Origin of the sequence: Variovorax endophyticus, from assembly GCF_025376855.1 — a bacterium.
Lineage (GTDB): Bacteria > Pseudomonadota > Gammaproteobacteria > Burkholderiales > Burkholderiaceae_C > Variovorax.
The window spans coordinates 1-18,324 of the sequence record NZ_JAHUTH010000011.1 but is presented as its reverse complement, the minus strand read 5'-3'; the positions used below and the strand labels follow the sequence as shown (position 1 = coordinate 18,324).

The following is an 18,324-nucleotide window of genomic DNA, read 5'->3' as shown; positions in this document are numbered from 1 at the left end:
CCTCGCCCACGCGCGGCCATCGCGAAGGGCAACGACAAGAAAGAACCAGGAGCAACACGAATGACGAAGCCGGATTCGAAAACGGACCTCCCGATCTCGGAGCAGATCGACCGCAAGATCGCCGAGCTCGGCGACTGGCGCACGCAGACCCTGGGCCGCATGCGGCAGCTGATCAAGGAGGCCGATCCGGAGATCGTCGAGGAACTCAAGTGGATGGGCACGCCGACCTGGTCGCACGACGGCATCGTCTGCACCGGCGAGTCGTACAAGGGGAAGGTGAAGCTGACCTTCGCCAAGGGCGCCTCGCTCGCGGATGCGGCCGGCCTGTTCAACGCGAGCCTCGAGGGCAATGCGCGGCGCGCGATCGACATCGGCGAAGGCGAGACGGTCGATGCGCAGGCCTTCAAGGCGCTGTTCCAGGAAGCGGTGGCGCTCAACGTGACGAAGCGCCAGTCGAAGGCGAAGCGCTCCGCCTAGGCGATCGCGGGCGCGGGCTTCAGTCGCCGACGCCCACGAGCTGGCGCGAATACCGCCGCGCCTCGAGCTCGTCGACCAGCGCGCAGGCGAAGTCCGCATAAGAAATGGCGCTGCGGCCCTGCGCATCGCTGACCAGCGCGCCGACCGCGCAACGGTAGCGGCCGCTGCGCTCGCCCGGCGCAATGCGCGCGGCCGGCGCGAGGCAGGTCCAGTCGAGCCCCGAGGCCGCGAGCAGGGCGACCGCTTCCTCGTGTGCCCTGACCTTGGGCAGCAGTTCGGCCGGAAAGTCCGCCGTGTCGGCCAGCCGCCGCCCCGGCGCCACCGCGAGGCCGCCGGCACCGCCCACGGTGACGATGCGCATAACGCCCGCCGTGCGCATCGCCTGCAGCATCGAGGCCGTGGCGCGCACCAGCAAGGGCGCCACCTCGGCCGGCGCGCCATAGGCGCTGACCAGCACGTCCTGCCCTTGCAGCCCGCGCGCGAGCGCCTCCGCATCGAACACGTCGAACTCGGCGCGCGGCAAGGGCCGCAGCAGGTGGCCGCGGCGCGTGGCCTCGAGCGCCACATGCCGTCCCACGCGCCCGGTGCCGCCCACCAGCGCGATCTTCAGCGGCGCCATCAGGCGATGCGGCCCAGCCCGGCGCGGATGGTCGCGCCCGGCGCGGGCTCGAGCAGGTTGACCTCGGCGCGCTGGAACAGCGCCGTGCCATGGCGCGCGCGCTGCGCTCCGAACTCGGCCTGCAGCGCGGCATCGCGATCCAGCCGCTGGCGGCCCGCATGCCAGGCCGCGGCGTCGGGCCAGGCGTAGAGCAGCACGACCTTCTGCATGCCGGCGCCGGCCGCCATGTCCCACACGGCGAGCACGCGCGCGCCGGCCTCGCGCACGCGCGGCAGCCAGGTCTCGTGCAGGAACACATTGGCGTTGGCGTTCTGCCCGGGCGCGATCTGCTGCTGCACGAGCTCGTGCAGGCCGCCCACCGGCACGGCGGCCTCGGCTCCCGCAAGCGCCGGCCAGGCGGCGTTCGGCTTCAGGAAGAACAGGTCGTGGCGCTCCACCATCTCGTGGCCCGCGTTGGTCTCGGCGCGCACGCGCCACCACTCGGCGTCGGCATAGAAGCTGGCCCACACGGCCTCGCGGTGCGCGTAGTCGCGGTAGGCCATCAGGTAGACGAAGCGCGGCGCGTCGGGGCCGGCCACGGCCTGCCAGCGCGCGACGCAATCGACGCCGTGCTTCTCGAACAGGGCCGGGAAATGGTGGTTGAAGCGGTCGTGCACGTCGGCCATGCGGCCCGGTGCCACCGAGTAAAGACGCAGTTCGTGGATCATGGCCGCCACCATAGCCATGGCACGGCGGCTGTCTGTCCCGCCGCAGGGGGGCATACCGCGCGCGGGTCGCTGCCTATGCTGGCCGGCGGCGGGCACCGTGCCCGCAACTCCTACAACAACCCGACCCGCGCACCATGGCCAAGCTCACCATCGTCTACTACAGCAGCACCGGCCACACCTGGCGCATCGCCCAGGCCATCGAGGAAGGCGCGCGCGCCATGGGCGCCGAAACGCGCCTGCGCAAGGTGCGCGAACTCGCGGGCGCCGAGGCCATCGATGCCAAGCCGGCCTGGAAGGAACACCTGGAGGCCACGCGCGAGGTGCCCGAGGCCACGCCCGACGACCTCGCCTGGGCCGACGGCTTCGTGTTCGGCACGCCCACGCGCTTCGGCCTGCCGGCCGCGCAGCTCAAGCAGTTCATCGACACGCTGGGCCCGCTGTGGGCCGCGGGCGGGCTGCAGGACAAGGTGGCGGGCGCCTTCACGGGGGCCGGCAACCTGCATGGCGGGCAGGAATCGACGCTGCTCGCGCTGCACAACATCTTCTATCACTGGGGATCGGTCATCGTGCCGGTGGGCTACACCGACAAGCGGATCCCGGCGGCCGGCGGCAACCCCTACGGCAGCAGCTTCAGCGACGGCCGCGGCCAGGGCCTGCCCGCGGAGAAGCTCGACGCCGCGCGCTACCAGGGCGAGCGGCTCGCGCGCTTCGCGGGCGTGCTGGCGGCGGCCCGCGCACCGGCCGCCGGCTGAGGCAGGCGGTTCCGATGCCCGTGCTAGTCTCGTGCGGATGGTCCCGCCCTCCCCCATGAAAGATGCGAAGTCCGGCCATGTCGCCGACGAGACGAACGGCACGGGCCCTGGCGCCGGCGACGAGGACGCGGGCGGCGTGCAGGCGGTCGACACCGCGGTGCGCGTGCTGTCCGCGCTGATCGACACCGGCGCGCCACTGATGCTCAAGACCGTGGCCGAGCGCGCCGAGATGCAGCCGCCCAAGGCGCACCGCTACCTCGTGAGCTTCTGCCGCAGCGGGCTGGCCGAGCGCGACGCCGCCAGCGGCGGCTACCGGCTCGGGCCGCTGGCGGTGCGGCTGGGCCTCGCGGCACTGCGCCGGCTCAACGTGGTGCAGGTGGCCTCGCCCACGCTGGGCGAGCTGCGCGACGAGCTCGGCTTCACCGTCGGCCTCGCGGTCTGGGGCGCGGCCGGGCCGACCTTCGTGCGCTTCGAGGAGACCAACGACGCATTGATCATCAGCGGCCGCCCCGGCTCGGTGATGCCGATGCTGACCTCCTCCACCGGCCGCATCTTCGGTGCCTACCTGCCGGCCTCGGTGACGGCGCCGCTGATCGACCGCGAACTCTCGGGCGTGCCGCATCCGGGCGCGACGCCGAACCCGGCCGCCGGGAAGATGACGCGCGCCGATGTCGAGACGCTGTTCGAGTCGGTGCGCAAGCGCAAGCTCGCGCGCATCCAGGGCGACCTCAATCCGGGGCTGCACGGCGTGTCGGCACCGATCTTCGACCACGCGGGCGCGGTGGCCGGCGTGATGACAGTGATGGGCTCGGCCGGCCTGATCGACACCCGGCTCGACGGCCACGTGGCGACCGTGCTGTCGGCGCGCGCCGAGGACGTTTCGCGCCGCATGGGCTGGGGCTGAAGCCGCCTGCCGCAGCGCAGCGGAGGGTTTCTCCTCACACAGTCAGGATTTCGATGAGCGTAATCTGATTACGGAATTTGAAACCTGCCCGGAACACAGAAGTCCGTGCAGTTGGCGCCCCGAAGGCGCCTGGCGGTACCCCAGGAGACAACGATGATGACGGTGATGATCCAGGACCGGCCCGCGGCCGCCTCCTCCTCGGAAGCGCAGCTCGCGCGCCTGGTCGACGGCATGGGCAGCGAGCGTTTCGCGCCCGCGCTCGCGAACTACCTGCATGCGCTGTGCGGCGCCGATCACTTCGCGGCCTTCCGCCTCGGCCAGGACGAGCTGCGCGAAGTGGCGGCCTGCTGCGTGCAGCCCGAACGCACCGCGCGCGACCGCGTCGAGAGCTACGTCAAGCAGGGCCTGTGGAAGCACGACCCGGCCATGACGGAAGCCCAGCGCCGCGTCGACGGCGCGGCCGCCACCATCATCCACGTCGACTTCAGCGACCACGAATACGACGACCTGCGCCCGCGCGTCTACCCGCACGTGCGCGACCGCATCCTGCTGTGCGGCCGTGGCGCCAACGGCGCCTTCGGCCTCAGCGTGCTGCGCGCCGACCCGCACACGCCGTTCGCGCACGACGGCATCGAGCGCCTCGCGCAGGCGGCCGAGCTGCTGCTGGCGATGCTCTCGAAGCACGCCGACGTCTGCCAGAGCCGGCCCGACGTGTCGCAGGCGCTGACCACGCTCGAGGAGATCGAGAACTGCATCGTGGCGACCAGCCCGCTGCCGCGCCGCGAGGCCGAGGTCTGCGCGCGCATCCTCTACGGGCTGTCGTCGGTCGGTATCGCGCTCGACCTCGCCGTGAGCGAGGAGACCGTGAAGACCTACCGCAAGCGCGCCTACCAGCGGCTGGTGATCGGCAGCGAACGCGAGCTGCTGACCTGGTATCTCGCGCGCTGGGGCCGCTGGAGCGCGGAGCGCTTCCAGACCATGGCCTCGCGCGCGCTGCACTAGAGCGCGACGTCACGCGTCCCCTGCAGCGGGACTGACCCCGGCGCCCGGCTGTGCCCCAATGAGGCCATGCCCGAGTCGCACCGATGCCGCCCCTGCTCCAACCCTCCGCCGTCCAGCTGATCCTCGAGGATCACCAGGCCCTCGCGACGGTGCTGCGGGCACTGGGCGACAGCGTCGAGCAGGCGCGCCGCTCGGCCCGCCGGCCCGACTTCGACGAGCTGCGCGCCATGCTGTTCTACCTCGACGAGATGCCCGCGCGCATGCACCACGCGAGCGAGAGCGAGCTGCTGTTCCCGAAGATCCGCGAGCGCTGCCCGGCGCTGCGCCCGGTGCTGGCCCGGCTCGAGGCCGAGCACGAGCGCGGCGAATCCTCGGTGCGCGAGCTCGAGCATGCGCTGACCGCCTGGGAGCTGATGGGCGAGGTGCACCGTGAATCCTTCCAGCTGCTGCTGCACACGCACTCGACCGTCTACCTCGGCCACATGGAGGTCGAGGAAAGCTACGTGCTGCCGGTGGCCGCCGACTACCTCTCGCCCGCCGACTGGCGCGAACTCGCCGAGGCGCTGGCGCGCCAGCGCGGCGACACCGATGCCGCGATGACGCAGGGCCACCGCGCGCTGTTCGCGCGCATCACCGCCCGCACCTCCTGCCCCGATCCCACGCTCCAGAAATGACCATGCAAGACATCGACGTTCCCGTTCTCATCGTCGGCGGCGGAGGCTGCGGCCTCGCGGCCTCGCTGTTCCTCTCGCGGCAAGGCATCGCCAGCCTGCTGCTCGAACGCCATCCGGCGCCGGGCCGGCTGCCCAAGGCGCGCTACATCAGCCAGCGCACCATGGAGCTGCTGCGCCAGTTCGAGGTGGCCGAGCGCGTCTACGAACGCTCGATGCCGCTGGCCCACATCTCGCACATCCGCTGGTGCACCACGCTGGCCGGCGACGGCGAGCTCGACCGCCGCACCTTCTACCGCATCGAGTCCTTCGGCGGCGGTTCGCTCGCGCAGCACTACGCGAAGGACAGCCCCTGCGAATCCACGCTCTACCCGCAGGTGCGCATGGAGCCGCTGCTGCGCGAGCTGGCCTCGGCCGAGGCGAACGCGCAGGTGCGCTACCACCACCAGCTGCAGTCCTTCGAGCAGGACGAGAACGGCGTGACCGCGCGCGTGCTCGACCGCGACAGCGGCGAGGAATACTGCGTGCGCGCGAAGTACCTGATCGGCGCCGACGGCGGCAAGACCGTGGGCCCGACGCTGGGCGCGGTGATGAGCGGCGCGACCGACCTCGCGCACATGGTCACGGTCTACTTCCGCGCCGACCTCTCGAAGTACTGGGACGACGACCACTCGATGACCACCTGGTTCGTCAACCCCGAGGGCGGCTCCTGGGCCAGCGGCGTGCTGGGCCAGCTCGGGCCCACGCGCTTCGGCCGGCATTCCGAGGAATGGATGTTCCACTTCAGCTTCCGGCCCGACGACCCGTCCCGCTTCGAGGAGTCGTCGCTGCTGCCGCGCATGCGCGAGCTGCTCAAGATCCCCGACCTGCATCCCGACATCATCGGCATCGGCCACTGGACGGTCGAGGGCGTGCTGGTCGACCGCTACCGCTGGGGCCGCGCGCTGCTCGCGGGCGATGCCGCGCACCGCCATCCGCCGACCACCGGCCTGGGCCTGAACTCGGCGATCCAGGACGCGCACAACCTGGCCTGGAAGCTCGCGGCCGTGCTCAAGGGCGAGGCGCACGACAGCCTGCTCGACAGCTACGAGGCCGAGCGCCGCCCGGTGGCCGCGTTCAACATCCAGTGGGCGCTGATGACCTTCCAGAACCACCAGCTCACCGATGCCGGCATCGGCCTGGTGCGCGGCAATGCCGAGCTGAGCCAGGCGAACTTCCGCCGCTACTTCGCCGACGACGCCGAGGGCCGCACGCGGCGCGCGCGGCTGGCACAGATCATGGAAGTGCAGCGCATGGAATGGCAGGCGCACGACATCGAGCTGGGCTACCACTACGAGCTCGGCGCCGTCATGCCCGACGGCACGCCCACGCCCGAACGCGATCCGCTGGGCCAGACCTACGTGCCCACCACCCGGCCCGGCCATCGGTTGCCGCATGCCTGGCTCGAGCGCGACGGCAGGAAGATCTCCACGCTCGACCTGGTGCGCCCGGGCCGCTTCACGCTGCTGACCGGCCGCCAGGGCTCGGCCTGGGCCGATGCCGCGGCCACGCTGGCGCATGGCGCCGGCCTGCCGGTGGACATCGTCGAGATCCACGACACGGCCGCGGTGCGCGACATCGAGGGCACCTGGCGCTGCCTGCGCGGCGTCTCATCGGACGGCGCGATCCTGGTGCGGCCCGACCAGCACGTGGCCTGGCGCGCGATGGGTCGCGGCGACAGCGCGCGCGGCCAGCTCGCGGCGGCCTTCGCGAAGATCCTGCAACGCGATCTCGCGGCCTGATATTCCAACGAACGAGGAGACAGCCACCATGCAACGACGCACCCTGCTTTCGCTCCTGGCCACCGGCGCCCTGGCCCCCGCGGCCTTCGGCGCCGCCGCCCAAGGCAACTGGCCCAGCCAGCCGATCCGCCTGATCGTGCCCTACCCGGCCGGCGGCGGCACCGACTTCTTCGCGCGCCTGGTCGCGCCCGGCATGGGCGAGGTGCTGGGCCAGCCCGTGATCGTGGACAACCGCCCCGGCGCCTCCGGCATCATCGGCGCGACCGCCGTGGCCAAGCAGCTCGCGCCCGACGGCCACACCTTCCTGCTCGGCGACATGACCACCTACGCGGTCAACCCGGCGATGTTCGACAAGCTGTCGTACGACCCGCTCAAGGACCTGCGCACCGTGACCATGACCGCGAAGTTCGACTTCCTGCTGGTGGTCAACCCGAACACCCTGCCGGTGCGCAACCTGCAGGAGCTGATCGCGCTGGCCGCGCGCACCCCCGAGGGCCTGAACTACGCTTCGCCGAGCGTGGGCACCACGCACCACCTCGCCACCGAGTTGCTGGCGCGCGAGACCGGCATGAAGCTGGTCGCCATCACCTACAAGGGCGGCGGCCCCGCGGTGCAGGACCTGCTGGGCGGCCAGGTGGGGCTGATGTTCCTCGACCGCGCCACCGCGCGGCCGCACATCGAGTCGGGCCGGCTGCGGCCTATCGCCGCGGCCGGTGCCAAGCGCATCGCGGCCTATCCCGAGGTGCCGACCGTGGCCGAGCAGGGCGTGAAGGGTTTCGAGGTCGAGGGCTGGCAGGGTTTCACCGTGCGCACCGGCACGCCCGACGCCGTGGTGCAGGCGCTGCAGGCGGCCTATCTCAAGGCCATCGCGCCGGCCGAGATCCGGCGCAAGCTCGGCGAGGCGGGCATCGACCCGGTGGGCGGCACGCCCGAGCAGTTCACCCAGTACATCCAGTCGGAGACCGCCAAGTGGGGCCGCGTGGTGCGCGAGCGCGGCATCAAGGCCGAATGACGGCTGCTTGACGGCTACTTGAGGCAGGCCTTGGTGAAGACGCCGTCGTGCGCGGCCGTGGCCTCGCAGGCCGGCGCGGCGGTCTGGACGGCCGTGGCGCCGGCGGCATCGTCCTTCTCCACCGCCCATGCCATGGGCGCGAGGATCGCGAGAAAGAACGATCCCAGCAGGGCAGCACCGGCTGCCAGCGATCCTATTTTTTTCGTCATGTGCGGCTCCTGGTGCTTGCCGGGCAACAGGCCCGACGCATGGGGACCGATGGTGGGGGCCGGCCGGGCGGGCACCCGTCAGTGCCGGAGCCCGGCGCTTGTAGGCGGGCGCTGTATTCAGGACTGCAGGGCCGCCCCCGCCGCGGCGCGAATCCGCTCGGCCGACTGGCGTGCGCGGCGCATGATGGCCGGGACGTCATAGGCCACCAAGCGGCCGCCGCGCTTGACGATGCGGCCATCGACCATCACGGTCTCGACGTTGGCGGCGCTGCCGCTCTGCACGATCGCGGTCTCGGCGTTGCCCACCGGGCCGATGTTCAGGTCATCGGTGCGCACCAGGATGATGTCGGCGCGCTTGCCCTCGACGATCGAGCCCGTGACATCGCCGAGCCCCAGCGCCGTGGCGCCGTTGATCGTCGCCATCTCGATCACCTCGTGCACGCCCACCGGCTTCGCGCCCGCGCTCGGCGTGCCGGTCCAGGGCACGCCGAGGTTCCAGGTGAAGCGCATGGCCTCGAACATGTCTGGCGGCGCGATCGAGGTGGCGTCGCTCGACAGCGAGACCGCGAGGCCCGCCGCACGCATCGCGAACAGCGCGGCGCGCGCGTCGCCGGTGCCGCTCAGGCGCAGCTCGGAATGGGTGGCGAAGCTCAGCGGCGTCCTGGTGCGCGCGAGCGCCGCGAGGTCGGCCGGGCTCGCGGGCACGTAGTGGGCGATCATGAAATCGGGCCCGAGGTAGCCGCGCCGCTCGTAGTCGAGCGCGTCGACGTTGTTGGGCGCCTCCTGCGGCGCATGGATCGCGACCGGCAGCCCGCTGGCCTTGGCGAACTTCATCTCCTCGTGGAAGACGGCCTCGGTGCTCTGCTGCGGGCCGCGCAGGTTCAGCCCCAGGTGCACCAGGCCGGCCAGCGGCGAACGTTCGCCGAACCAGTCGCGCCGCACGCGCTCCAGGTCCTCGTAGCGGTTGAGTTCGTCGGCCGGCATCTGGTCGACGTGGCCGTAGGAATAGCGCGCACGCAGCAGCGACTGCCGGTGCGCGCGCAACTCGGCGTCGGCATGGGCCGGCGAGCGCGTGTTGTGCGACCAGTTGTGCACGGTCGTGGTCCCGCCATGGGCCAGCTCGGCGCAGCCCAGCAGCACGCTGTTGTAGAAGTCCTCGCTCGTGTAGAGCGTGGAGGTCGCGCCCTTGGCCGGGTAGTAGGAGAAGCCCTCGCGCGCCGTGAAGCTGCGGCCGATCGCGCTCCACAGGTGGTAGTGGGAATTGACGAAGCCCGGCATCACGATGCGGTCGGTGGCGTCGATCACCTCGACGCCCGGTGCGCGCAGGCCGCGGCCCACCTTCTCGATGGTGCCGTCGCGCACCAGCACGTCGGTGCGCGGCAGGGTGCCGGTGGCGCGGTCGACCGTGATCACCGCGCCGTTGCGGATCAGGTAGCTGCCGCGGCTGGCCCGGGCCGGAGTGGCGAGCGCTGGCGCGCCGGTGGCGGCCACCGCCAGGGCGCCGGCCAGGCGGATGAAGTCTCTCTTGCTGGTTTGCATGGGCTGTCCCGGTGAGGAAGTGAGGAAAAGGATCGCGCGCTCAGCGCGCGTTGAGAAAGAAGGCCCCCGTCATCGCGAGCCCCGTCAGCACCACGAACCCACGCACCAGCTCCGGCCGCAGCCGCCGCGCGGCCGTGCCGCCCGCATAGCCGCCGGCCGTGGCGCCGAGCGCCATCCACAGCGCATGGGTCCAGACGATCGCGCCGCTGGCCGCGTAGATCGCGACCGCCATCAGCGTGAGGATGGCCGAGACGAAGTTCTTGATGCCGTTCATGCGGCCCATGTCCGCATGCCCGAGCGCGCCGAGCACCGCGAGCAGCAGGATGCCGAGGCCGCCGTTGAAGTAGCCGCCGTAGACCGCGACCGCCACGATGCCCAGGTCGGCGAGCCAGGCGCGCCCCGGTGCGGCGACCTCGGCCCGGCGTCGCACCAGCGCGGGCCCGATCGCGAACAGCAGCGTCGCGGCCAGCAGCAGCCAGGGCACGATGCGGCCGAAGGCCTGGTTCGAGGTCGACAGCAGCAATGCCGCACCGGCCGCGCCGCCGAACACCGAGAGCACGCCCAGCCGAAGCAGCGAGGGCGACATCGGCCCCGCGAGCTCGCGCCGCAGCGCCCAGGCCCCGGCCAGGTAGCCCGGCAGCAGCGCCGCGGTGCCGGTGGCATTGGCCGACACCAGCGGCACGCCGACCAGCGCGAGCGCCGGCAAGGTGAGGAAGCTGCCGCCACCCGCCACCGCATTGAGCGCGCCGGCCAGCGCCGCGGCGCCGCCGAGCAGCGCCCATTCGAAGGCCGTGGTCACGGCTTGCGCGCCGGCAGCGACATGCGGTCGGTGCGCAGCAGCGCCGTCAGCACCACGCCCAGCGCCGCCAGCAGCGTGATCTGCAGCAACCCGGCCGAGCCCCAGCCGAGGCGCGCGGCGATGGCACCGATGATGTAGCCCGCGAAGGCGCCCGCGCCGTACAGCGTGGTCACGAACACGCCGGTGGCGCGGTTGGTGAGCGAGGCGCGCACCGCCTTGATGTGATAGCCGGCCAGGTTCACGTAGAGCACGCCGCTGACCACCAGGCCCCAGGCGAAGGACAACGCGGACTGCACCCAGATGCCGGCGGGACCCGAGAACAGCAGGAAGCCCAGCAGCCCGGTGCCGACGAAGCTCAGCGACAGCACCAGCTTGGGATGGAAGCGGTCGCCGAGCCAGCCGCCGAAGATGGAGGCGAACACGCCGAAGCCGAAGATGCTCATGACGCGGCCGGTATCGGCCGGCGTGTAGTGCAGGTGCTCGCGCAGGAAGGTCGGGTACATGCCGAGGTAGCCGTAGATGCACAGGCCGCCGATCACGCTCATCGCGGTCAGCAGCACGGTGTTGCGGTTCCACATGCGCTCGGCGCCGCGCTGGTCGGCGCGCGTGTCGGCCGCGGCCACGTTCTCGGTCATGCGCCGGCCCACCGTGAGCGCGATCAGCGCCATGGCCGCGAAGCCCGCCACGCCGAACACCACCAGCGGCAGCCGCCAGTCGCGTTCCGTACCGATCAGGTGGCCGCCGAGCAGCGGCCCGACGATCGCGCCGATGCCGAACGAGAAGTTGATCGCGCCCACGGCCGTGGCACGGTAGCGCGCGAAGTGGCTGGCCGCGATCGCGATCACCACCGTGAGCTGCATCGCCTCGCCGATACCGGTGGCGGCGCGGTAGGCGATCATGTCGGCGAAGCCGTGCGAGTAGGCCGTGAGCAGCGTGCCCAGCGAGAAGATGGCGATGCCGATCTGCAGCACGGTCTTGCGCGACAGCCGCGCCAGCAGGTAGCCGGTGGGCACGCCGGCCACCGCCATGCCGAGCGTGAAGATGGTCGACAGCAGGCCGGTGTCGGCCAGCCCGAAGCCGAACTCGCGGCGCACGTCGGCCGCGATCAGCGGAAAGATCTGCCGGTCCATCGCATTGAGCGCATAGGACGCGAGCAGCACCAGGAACATGGCGATCTCGAGGCCGCTGATGGGCGCCTCGCGGCGCGCGTCGCCGGCCAGCGGCAGGGCCGAGGTGGTGGAATGCACGATCTGTCTCCTTCTCGCCGGGGCGAGACTCTTGTTCTGGGGAAAAGGCAGCCCCGGCGGCGCGCGCCGGGGCGGGTCTCAAGCGGCGTCGCGCGTCGCGAGATGCCAGTCGAGGATCTGCTCGCCGGTGAAGAAGCCGACGTCCTCGCGCTCGCGGATGTGCGCCAGCGCCTCGCGGAAATAGCGCAGCCGGTGCGGCGCGCCCATGATGTACGGATGCACCACCAGCGCCATCACGCGCGCCGAGTCCCGGGCGTCGGCGTACAGCTGCTCGAACTGGTCGATGGCGCGGTCGCGGTACTCGCTGGCCTTGTGGTGCTGGATCAGCATCATCGCCACGTCGTTGCATTCCTGCGTGTAGGGCACGTTGACGATGTGGCCGCCGTTGCGCGTCTTCAGCTCCACCGGCTGGTCGTCGAGCACCCAGTCGCAGACGTACTCGTAGCCCTGCTCGGCCAGGATGTCGGGCGTGTGCCAGGTCTCGGTGAGGCCCGGGCCGAGCCAGCCGCGCGGGCGCTTGCCGGTGTAGGCGCGGATCGCCTCGGTGGTCCTGGCGATGTCCTCGGCCTCGTCGGGCACCTTCTGCATGTTGCGCTGGCCGAAGCCGTGGCCGATGAACTCCCAATCGCGCGCCTTCGCCGCCTTGGCGATCGGCTCGTAGGCCCCGATGGCCGAGCCGTTGATGGCGAGCGTGGCGGGAATGCCGAGCGCGTCGATCGCCTCGAGCATGCGCCAGAAGCCGACGCGGTTGCCGTACTCGTGCCAGGCCCAGTTCGGGATGTCGGGCATGGGCGAGCCGCCGGCCGGCGGCGTGAGCACGGTGCGCGGCATGGTCTCGTCGATGTTCCATTCCTCGACGTTGACGATGACCCAGACGGCGAGCCGCTTGCCACCGGGCAGCCGGCGGGCGGGACGGTCGGCGATGGCCGAGTAGGCGATGCGTTCGAGCGGTTTCATGCGGTGTCTCCTTGGCCTTGTGCGTTCAGACGATCTCGACCTGCAGCGGCTCGAGGCCCTCGATGCGGCCCGTGAGCCGGTCGCCGCGCTGCACCGGGCCCACGCCTTCGGGCGTGCCGGTGAAGATCAGGTCGCCGGGCAGCAGGCGGTACTGCTTCGACAGCTCGCTGACGATCTCGTGCACGTTCCAGATCATCTTCTCGAGCACCGAATCCTGCCGCACGCTGCCGTTGACCGCGAGGTTCAGCGCGCCCGAGCGGATGTGGCCGACGCGCGCCACCGGATGGATCGGGCCGCAGGGCGCCGAATGGTCGAAGGACTTGCCCTGCTCCCACGGCAGGCCGCGCTTGTTGCACTCGCGCTGGCGGTCGCGGCGCGTCATGTCGAGGCCGGCCGCGTAGCCGAACACATGGTCGAGCGCGGTGTCGGGCGAGACGTTCGAGGCCTCGCTGCCGATCGCCACCACCAGCTCGAACTCGAACTGGAAGTCCTCGGTCAGCGCCGGATAGGGCACGCGGCCGTCCGTCACCACGGCATCGGCCGGCTTCTGGAAGAAGAACGGCGGATCGCGCTCGTCGCCCTCCTTCATCTCGCGGATGTGGGCCAGGTAGTTGCGGCCCACGCAGTAGACGCGGCGCACGGGGAACTGCCGGTCGCTGCCGACGATGTCGATGGAGATGGGGGCGACCTGGAGGGCGTCGGCGGCGCCGGGCGCGGGGCTGGGGGACATTGCGTGTTGTCTCTCTGGAAGGGTTGTGAAGGAGTGGTTAGGGCCTGTTAACGCTATGCAAGGGGTCGCGTTGCCCCGCAAAGGGGCTGGATGCAAGGCGCCCGCGCGCAGCAAGGCGTCCGCCTTGCAAGCGCGGGCAACGCCGCAGACGGCCCCTTTGCGGGGCAACCCGGAGGGAAGCTCGCCAAAGCCCGCCCCTCGGCGTTGCGCTCCTAGCGTGTGCGGACGCACACGCGTCGTCGCGCGCCTTGATGGGCGGGCTTTGGCGAGCTTCGCGACCCCTTGCATAGCGTTAACAGGCCCTAAAGTCTAGGAACGAGGCCCTTCTGCCTCAACGCACAGGCTTGCGCAAAGATATGCAATCCTTGCGATTCCTCGTGCCAGGCCCGCCATGCAACCAGCGCCCTCCCTCATCGACCCGCTTCCGCCGCACCCTGGCTCCGCCCGCGCCGCACGCCCCGCCATCGGCAACTACACCATGGCCACGCGGGCGCAGCGCGCCTACTTCGGCATCCGCGACCAGACCAACATCCTGCCGAACCCGGTGCCGCACCGGCACGAGTACTTCCAGATCTACGTCAACACGCGCGGCGAGACCACGCACTACATCGGCGGCGGCCAGCGCCCGATCGGTCCGGGCACGGTGAGCTTCGTGCTGCCCTTCCTGGTCCACTACATCCCGAACGCGGCCGACGGCGTGTTCCACATCATCAACATCAGCAAGGACTACCTGCTGCCCTCCCTCGATCTCGACGTGTTCGAGCTGTCGGAGGTGCCGCTGGCGCGCGCGCCCGAGCTCGCGCCGTTCCGCTTCCAGCACTGCCTGGACTTCCGCTTCGACGCGGCCGAGACCGAACAGCTGCAGGCGCTGTGCGAGCGCATGACGCAGGAGGCGCAGCGGCCCTCGGGCGAGGACACGGCCAGCCACCTGCTGATCCGCGGCCACCTGCTGAACCTGATCGGCATGGTGTGGCGGCGCTACGGCGAGGACTTCCGCCACTGCGAGGCCCAGGGGATGGTGCTGCAGTCGTACAAGCAGGCGGTGCTGCGCTGCATCCGCTACATCACGCAGAACCTGGCGCAGGAACTGACCCTGGGCGACGCGGCGCAGGCCAGCCACGTGTCGGCCACCCACCTGGCGCACCTGCTCAAGAGCGAGACCGGCAAGACCTTCCTCGAGATCGTGACCGAGCGGCGCATCGACCGCGCCAAGACGCTGCTGGTCTTCACCTCGGCCTCGGCGGCCGAGATCGGCGAGAGCACGGGCTTCGCCGAGCCGGCCCACTTCGCGCGCCGGTTCCGGCAGGTGGTGGGCACCACGCCCTCGGCCTACCGGCGCCAGTACCAGGGCGTGGGCGCGCGGACCTGGATCGAATAGCGGCGCCGCTTCGATGGACTCCCTGATCGCCGCCGCCGCGCGCGCGCTGGCCGCGGGCGATGCGCTCGGCGCGCTCAAGCGGGTCGCGCTGCGCGACGATCCGCCGGCGCTGGCGCTGCGCGGCATCGCCATGGCCCAGCTCGGCGACCATGCACGCGCCCGCGAGCTGCTGCGGCGCGCCGCGCGCGGCTTCGGCGCGCACGAAGCGCTGGCACGCGCGCGCTGCGTGGTCGCCGAGGCCGAGGTGGCGCTGGCGATGCGCGACCTCGGCGGCTCGCCGCGCGCGCTGCTGGCGGCGGCCGCCACGCTCGAGGCGCATGCCGACCCCGCCAACGCGCTGCAGGCCTGGCTGATCGCGGCGCGGCGATCGCTGCTGCTCGGGCGGCTCGACGAGGCTCGCGACGCGCTGGCCCGTCTCGACGGCCAGGGCCTGCCGGCCTCGCTCGCGGCCGTGGCCGAGCTCGCCACCGCCGAACTGGCGCTGCGTTCCCTGCGCACCGCGCCGGCACGCGACGCCCTGGCCCGTGCGCGCATCGCCGCCGAGCATGCGGGCGTGCCGGCCCTGCTGGCCGAAGTGGTCGACACGCGCGCCGCGCTCGACCGGCCCGCCGCGCGGCAATGCTTTCCCGGCGGCGAACGGATGCTGCGGCTCGACGAGGTCGAGGCGCTGCTCGACTCGGGCACGCTGGTGGTCGATGCCTGCCGCCGCGCCGTGGGCGCGGGCACGACCTGGCGCGCGCTGGCACGCCGGCCGGTGCTGTTCGCGCTCGCCCTCGCGCTGGCCGAAGCCTGGCCCGGCGACGTCGATCGCGAGGCGCTGATCGCGCGGGTGTTCCGCACGCGCGACCCCGACGAGACCCACCGCGCGCGCCTGCGCGTCGAGATCGGCCGGCTGCGCGCGCTCGTCAAGCCGCTGGCGCGCATCGAGGCCAGCGCGCGCGGCTTCGTGCTGCGGCCGCACGACGAGCGGCCCGTCTCGGTGCTGGCGCCGCCGATCGCTGGCGAGCAGGCCGCGCTGCTCGCGCTGCTGTCCGACGGCGCCGCCTGGTCGACCTCGGCGCTGGCACTCGCGCTCGACGCCAGCCAGCGCACCGTGCAGCGCGCGCTGGCCGATCTCGAGGCCGAGGGCCGCGTGCGCGCCATCGGCCAGACCCGCGCGCGGCGCTGGCTGGCGCCGCCGCTGGCCGGTTTCACGACGATCTTGTTACTCCCCTCCACGCTCGCGATTGCATAGAGTTGTCTCCAAGGCGCCGATGTCCGGTGCCCTCCCAAGGAGCCAACCATGACAGCCAAGACCATCCACGACAGTTCCAGGGCCCGGGCGGCCGAGATCGTGCGCGAGTACGGGCCCTTCGCGGGCGCCACCCAGGTGCACGGCGTGACCCACGACGGCCAGCGCGTCTGGGCCGCCACCGGCGAGAAGCTGGTGGCCTTCGACCCCGACAGCGGCGAGACCACGAAGGCGCTGGACCGCGCCTGCGATGCCGGCACGGCCTTCGACGGCACCCATCTCTACCAGATCGCCGAGGCCCGCATCGACAAGATCGACCCCGCCACCGGCCGGGTGCTGGCCTCGATCCCCGCGCCCGGCCAGGGCAGCGACTCGGGCCTGACCTGGGCCGAGGGCAGCCTGTGGGTGGGCCAGTACCGCGACCGCAAGATCCACGAGATCGATCCCGCGACCGGTGCCGTGCGCCGCACCATCGAGTGCAACCGTTTCGTCACCGGCGTGACCTGGGTCGACGGCGAGCTGTGGCACGGCACCTGGGAGGCCGAGGAGAGCGACATCCGCCGCATCGACCCGCGCAGCGGCGAGGTGCTCGAGCGGCTCGAGATGCCGCGCGGCACCGGCGTCAGCGGGCTCGAGTCCGATGGTGCCGGTCTCTTCTACTGCGGCGGCGGCCCGAGCGGCAAGGTCCGCGCGGTGCGCCGGCCCGCGCACTGATTGACCGAGACTCACGCAAGGAGCATCCGATGAATGCAACGACCACCGAAGCAGGCACGGCGCACCACGCCGTCGTCTCCAGGGACCAATGGACCGAGGCGCGCCGCGCCCTGCTGGAACGCGAGAAGGAACTCACGCGGCTGGGCGACCAGATTGCGGCCGAACGCCGCGCCCTGCCCTGGGTGCGCGTCGAGAAAGACTATGTCTTCGACACGCCCGACGGCCCACGCGCGCTGGCCGACCTGTTCGAGGGCCGCAGCCAGCTGCTGGTGCAGCACTTCATGTTCGCGCCCGGCTGGGATCAGGGCTGCCCGAGCTGCTCGTACATGGCCGACCACAACGACGGCGCCGCCCCGCACCTGGCCGCGCGCGACGTCACGCTGCTCGTGGTCTCGCGCAATGCGCTGCCCGAGATCGAGCGCTTTCGCGAGCGCATGGGCTGGCGGTTCAAGTGGGTCTCATCGGCGCGCAACGACTTCAACCACGACTTCCATGTCAGCTTCACGCCCGAGGAATTCGCGAGCGGCTCGGTCTACTACAACTTCGCAATGCAGCCCTTTCCGCAGGCCGAGGCGCCGGGCATCAGCGTGTTCCACAAGGACGCGGCGGGCCAGGTGTTCCACACCTACTCGCGCTACGGCCGCGGCGTGGAAGTGATGATGGGCGCCTATCCGCTGATCGACCTCGTGCCCAAGGGGCGCGACGAGGAAGGGCTCGAGCACACGATGGCATGGGTGCGTCATCACGACCGCTACGAATCGCGGCCCGCGGCGCATGCGTGCTGCGGATCGCGCGGCTGAGATCCGGCGCGAGGCATGTTCCATGACCGCGCTCTGGCCCTGGCTGGCGATCGCGGGACTCGGCGCCTTCCATGGGCTGAGTCCGGCCAATGGCTGGATGTTTGCCGCGGCCTGGGGCGTGCAGGCGCGTGACGATGGCAGGGCACGGCGCGCGCTGCTGCCGATCGCCGTCGGGCATTTCGCATCGGTCGCGATCGTGGCCTTCGTCGTCGCGCAGGGGCTGTGGCTGGACCGTGCGCTGGTGCAGGTGCTGGCCGGTGCGCTGCTTCTCTTCGCGGCGGCCTACCGGCTGCTGCGCGGTGGCCGATCCACCACGGGATGGCGCGCCAGCCATGCGGGCCTCGCGGGCTGGTCCTTCGTGATGGCGACCGCGCACGGCGCCGGGCTCATGCTGGTGCCCGCGCTCGTGCCGCTGTGCCTCGGCGGCGATCCCGCGCGGGCCATCACCGCATCGGGCTCGATGGCGCTGGCGCTCGCCGCGGTCGCGGTGCACACGGCGGCGATGCTGCTGGCCACCGGGCTGATCGCCACCGGCGTGTGCCGCGGCATCGCGCGGCATCCGCGGCTGCTCGAGGGCCGGGTGTTGCGACTGGGCTGGACCGCGGCGCTGGCGGCGGCCGGTCTGCTGTTGATTGCGACGCGCTAGCCAGCGCGAGATGCGAGGTCCTTCGGAACGGAGCCGTGGTCCGCGCCATCGGATTTCACTCGAAGTAGTTGCCCGCCCGCACGATCACTCGTTGCGACTCGGGCCCGGTGCCCTCGGGGATGGCGCCTTCCTGGATCGCGCGGATCTGC

The 18,324-nt window shown here is 71.6% G+C and carries 20 protein-coding genes; 12 read left to right on the top strand and 8 right to left on the bottom strand.

Features of this window, described 5'->3' with window-relative positions:
• Positions 1 to 60: 60 nt before the first annotated feature.
• Positions 61 to 477: a DUF1801 domain-containing protein gene (locus tag KV106_RS16085; RefSeq protein ID WP_261211060.1), complete on the top strand. Its 417-nt coding sequence runs from the start codon at positions 61 to 63 to the stop codon at positions 475 to 477.
• Between the two features lie 19 nt (positions 478 to 496).
• Here the strand turns inward: KV106_RS16085 and KV106_RS16080 are convergent, their stop codons facing one another.
• The gene (locus KV106_RS16080; protein WP_261211058.1) at positions 497 to 1,096 is read right to left on the bottom strand and encodes an NAD(P)-dependent oxidoreductase; all 600 of its coding nucleotides are present in this window, start codon (positions 1,094 to 1,096) and stop codon (positions 497 to 499) included.
• Complete coding sequence (locus KV106_RS16075; protein ID WP_172705340.1) at positions 1,096 to 1,803, bottom strand: NIPSNAP family protein; 708 nt, start codon at positions 1,801 to 1,803, stop codon at positions 1,096 to 1,098. Before KV106_RS16075 ends, KV106_RS16080 begins: the two co-directional genes overlap by 1 nt.
• A 134-nt stretch (positions 1,804 to 1,937) precedes the next feature.
• On the opposite strand from KV106_RS16075, the gene wrbA reads away from it, so the two are divergent.
• From wrbA to KV106_RS16045, 6 genes are all read left to right on the top strand, one after another.
• Positions 1,938 to 2,555 carry an NAD(P)H:quinone oxidoreductase gene (gene wrbA, locus KV106_RS16070; protein ID WP_261211057.1) on the top strand — a complete coding sequence of 206 codons (618 nt, stop codon included), beginning with the start codon at positions 1,938 to 1,940 and terminating at the stop codon, positions 2,553 to 2,555.
• A gap of 55 nt (positions 2,556 to 2,610) precedes the next feature.
• A complete protein-coding gene (locus KV106_RS16065) occupies positions 2,611 to 3,459 on the top strand; it encodes an IclR family transcriptional regulator (protein WP_261211056.1) in 849 nt (282 codons plus the stop codon).
• A gap of 153 nt (positions 3,460 to 3,612) precedes the next feature.
• Entirely contained in the window at positions 3,613 to 4,461 is an 849-nt protein-coding gene (locus KV106_RS16060; protein WP_057598453.1) for a helix-turn-helix transcriptional regulator, read from the top strand.
• Between the two features lie 83 nt (positions 4,462 to 4,544).
• Complete coding sequence (locus KV106_RS16055; protein WP_057594193.1) at positions 4,545 to 5,135, top strand: hemerythrin domain-containing protein; 591 nt, start codon at positions 4,545 to 4,547, stop codon at positions 5,133 to 5,135.
• A gap of 2 nt (positions 5,136 to 5,137) precedes the next feature.
• Positions 5,138 to 6,913: an FAD-dependent monooxygenase gene (locus KV106_RS16050; RefSeq protein ID WP_261211055.1), complete on the top strand. Its 1,776-nt coding sequence runs from the start codon at positions 5,138 to 5,140 to the stop codon at positions 6,911 to 6,913.
• 28 nt (positions 6,914 to 6,941) lie between these two features.
• A complete protein-coding gene (locus tag KV106_RS16045; RefSeq protein WP_261211054.1) occupies positions 6,942 to 7,925 on the top strand; it encodes a Bug family tripartite tricarboxylate transporter substrate binding protein in 984 nt (327 codons plus the stop codon).
• Positions 7,926 to 7,939: 14 nt separating this feature from the next.
• On the opposite strand, the gene KV106_RS16040 is transcribed toward KV106_RS16045, so the two are convergent.
• The 6 genes from KV106_RS16040 to KV106_RS16015 form a co-directional block, all read right to left on the bottom strand.
• Positions 7,940 to 8,134, bottom strand: a complete 195-nt coding sequence (locus KV106_RS16040) for a hypothetical protein (protein ID WP_172705341.1) — start codon at positions 8,132 to 8,134, stop codon at positions 7,940 to 7,942.
• A gap of 117 nt (positions 8,135 to 8,251) precedes the next feature.
• On the bottom strand, positions 8,252 to 9,673 hold the full coding sequence (locus KV106_RS16035) for an amidohydrolase family protein (RefSeq protein ID WP_261211053.1): 1,422 nt from the start codon (positions 9,671 to 9,673) through the stop codon (positions 8,252 to 8,254).
• Positions 9,674 to 9,713: 40 nt separating this feature from the next.
• Positions 9,714 to 10,472: a sulfite exporter TauE/SafE family protein gene (locus KV106_RS16030; protein WP_261211052.1), complete on the bottom strand. Its 759-nt coding sequence runs from the start codon at positions 10,470 to 10,472 to the stop codon at positions 9,714 to 9,716.
• Complete coding sequence (locus KV106_RS16025; protein ID WP_261211051.1) at positions 10,469 to 11,719, bottom strand: MFS transporter; 1,251 nt, start codon at positions 11,717 to 11,719, stop codon at positions 10,469 to 10,471. Before KV106_RS16025 ends, KV106_RS16030 begins: the two co-directional genes overlap by 4 nt.
• A 78-nt stretch (positions 11,720 to 11,797) precedes the next feature.
• Positions 11,798 to 12,676: a polysaccharide deacetylase family protein gene (locus tag KV106_RS16020; RefSeq protein WP_261211049.1), complete on the bottom strand. Its 879-nt coding sequence runs from the start codon at positions 12,674 to 12,676 to the stop codon at positions 11,798 to 11,800.
• A 25-nt stretch (positions 12,677 to 12,701) separates the two neighbouring features.
• Positions 12,702 to 13,406, bottom strand: coding sequence for a fumarylacetoacetate hydrolase family protein (locus KV106_RS16015; RefSeq protein WP_261211048.1), 705 nt, complete (start codon positions 13,404 to 13,406; stop codon positions 12,702 to 12,704).
• 391 nt (positions 13,407 to 13,797) lie between these two features.
• Here KV106_RS16015 and KV106_RS16010 point away from each other — a divergent pair, with 391 nt between their 5' ends.
• The 5 genes from KV106_RS16010 to KV106_RS15990 are packed head-to-tail and all read left to right on the top strand — an operon-like array spanning position 13,798 to position 18,175.
• Entirely contained in the window at positions 13,798 to 14,784 is a 987-nt protein-coding gene (locus KV106_RS16010) for a helix-turn-helix transcriptional regulator (protein WP_261211047.1), read from the top strand.
• Positions 14,785 to 14,797: 13 nt separating this feature from the next.
• Entirely contained in the window at positions 14,798 to 16,018 is a 1,221-nt protein-coding gene (locus KV106_RS16005) for a helix-turn-helix domain-containing protein (protein WP_261211046.1), read from the top strand.
• Positions 16,019 to 16,066: 48 nt separating this feature from the next.
• Positions 16,067 to 16,729 carry a Vgb family protein gene (locus tag KV106_RS16000; protein ID WP_261211044.1) on the top strand — a complete coding sequence of 221 codons (663 nt, stop codon included), beginning with the start codon at positions 16,067 to 16,069 and terminating at the stop codon, positions 16,727 to 16,729.
• A 29-nt stretch (positions 16,730 to 16,758) separates the two neighbouring features.
• Positions 16,759 to 17,529, top strand: a complete 771-nt coding sequence (locus KV106_RS15995) for a DUF899 domain-containing protein (RefSeq protein WP_261211043.1) — start codon at positions 16,759 to 16,761, stop codon at positions 17,527 to 17,529.
• 22 nt (positions 17,530 to 17,551) lie between these two features.
• On the top strand, positions 17,552 to 18,175 hold the full coding sequence (locus KV106_RS15990) for a hypothetical protein (protein WP_261211042.1): 624 nt from the start codon (positions 17,552 to 17,554) through the stop codon (positions 18,173 to 18,175).
• Positions 18,176 to 18,324 lie beyond the last annotated feature (149 nt).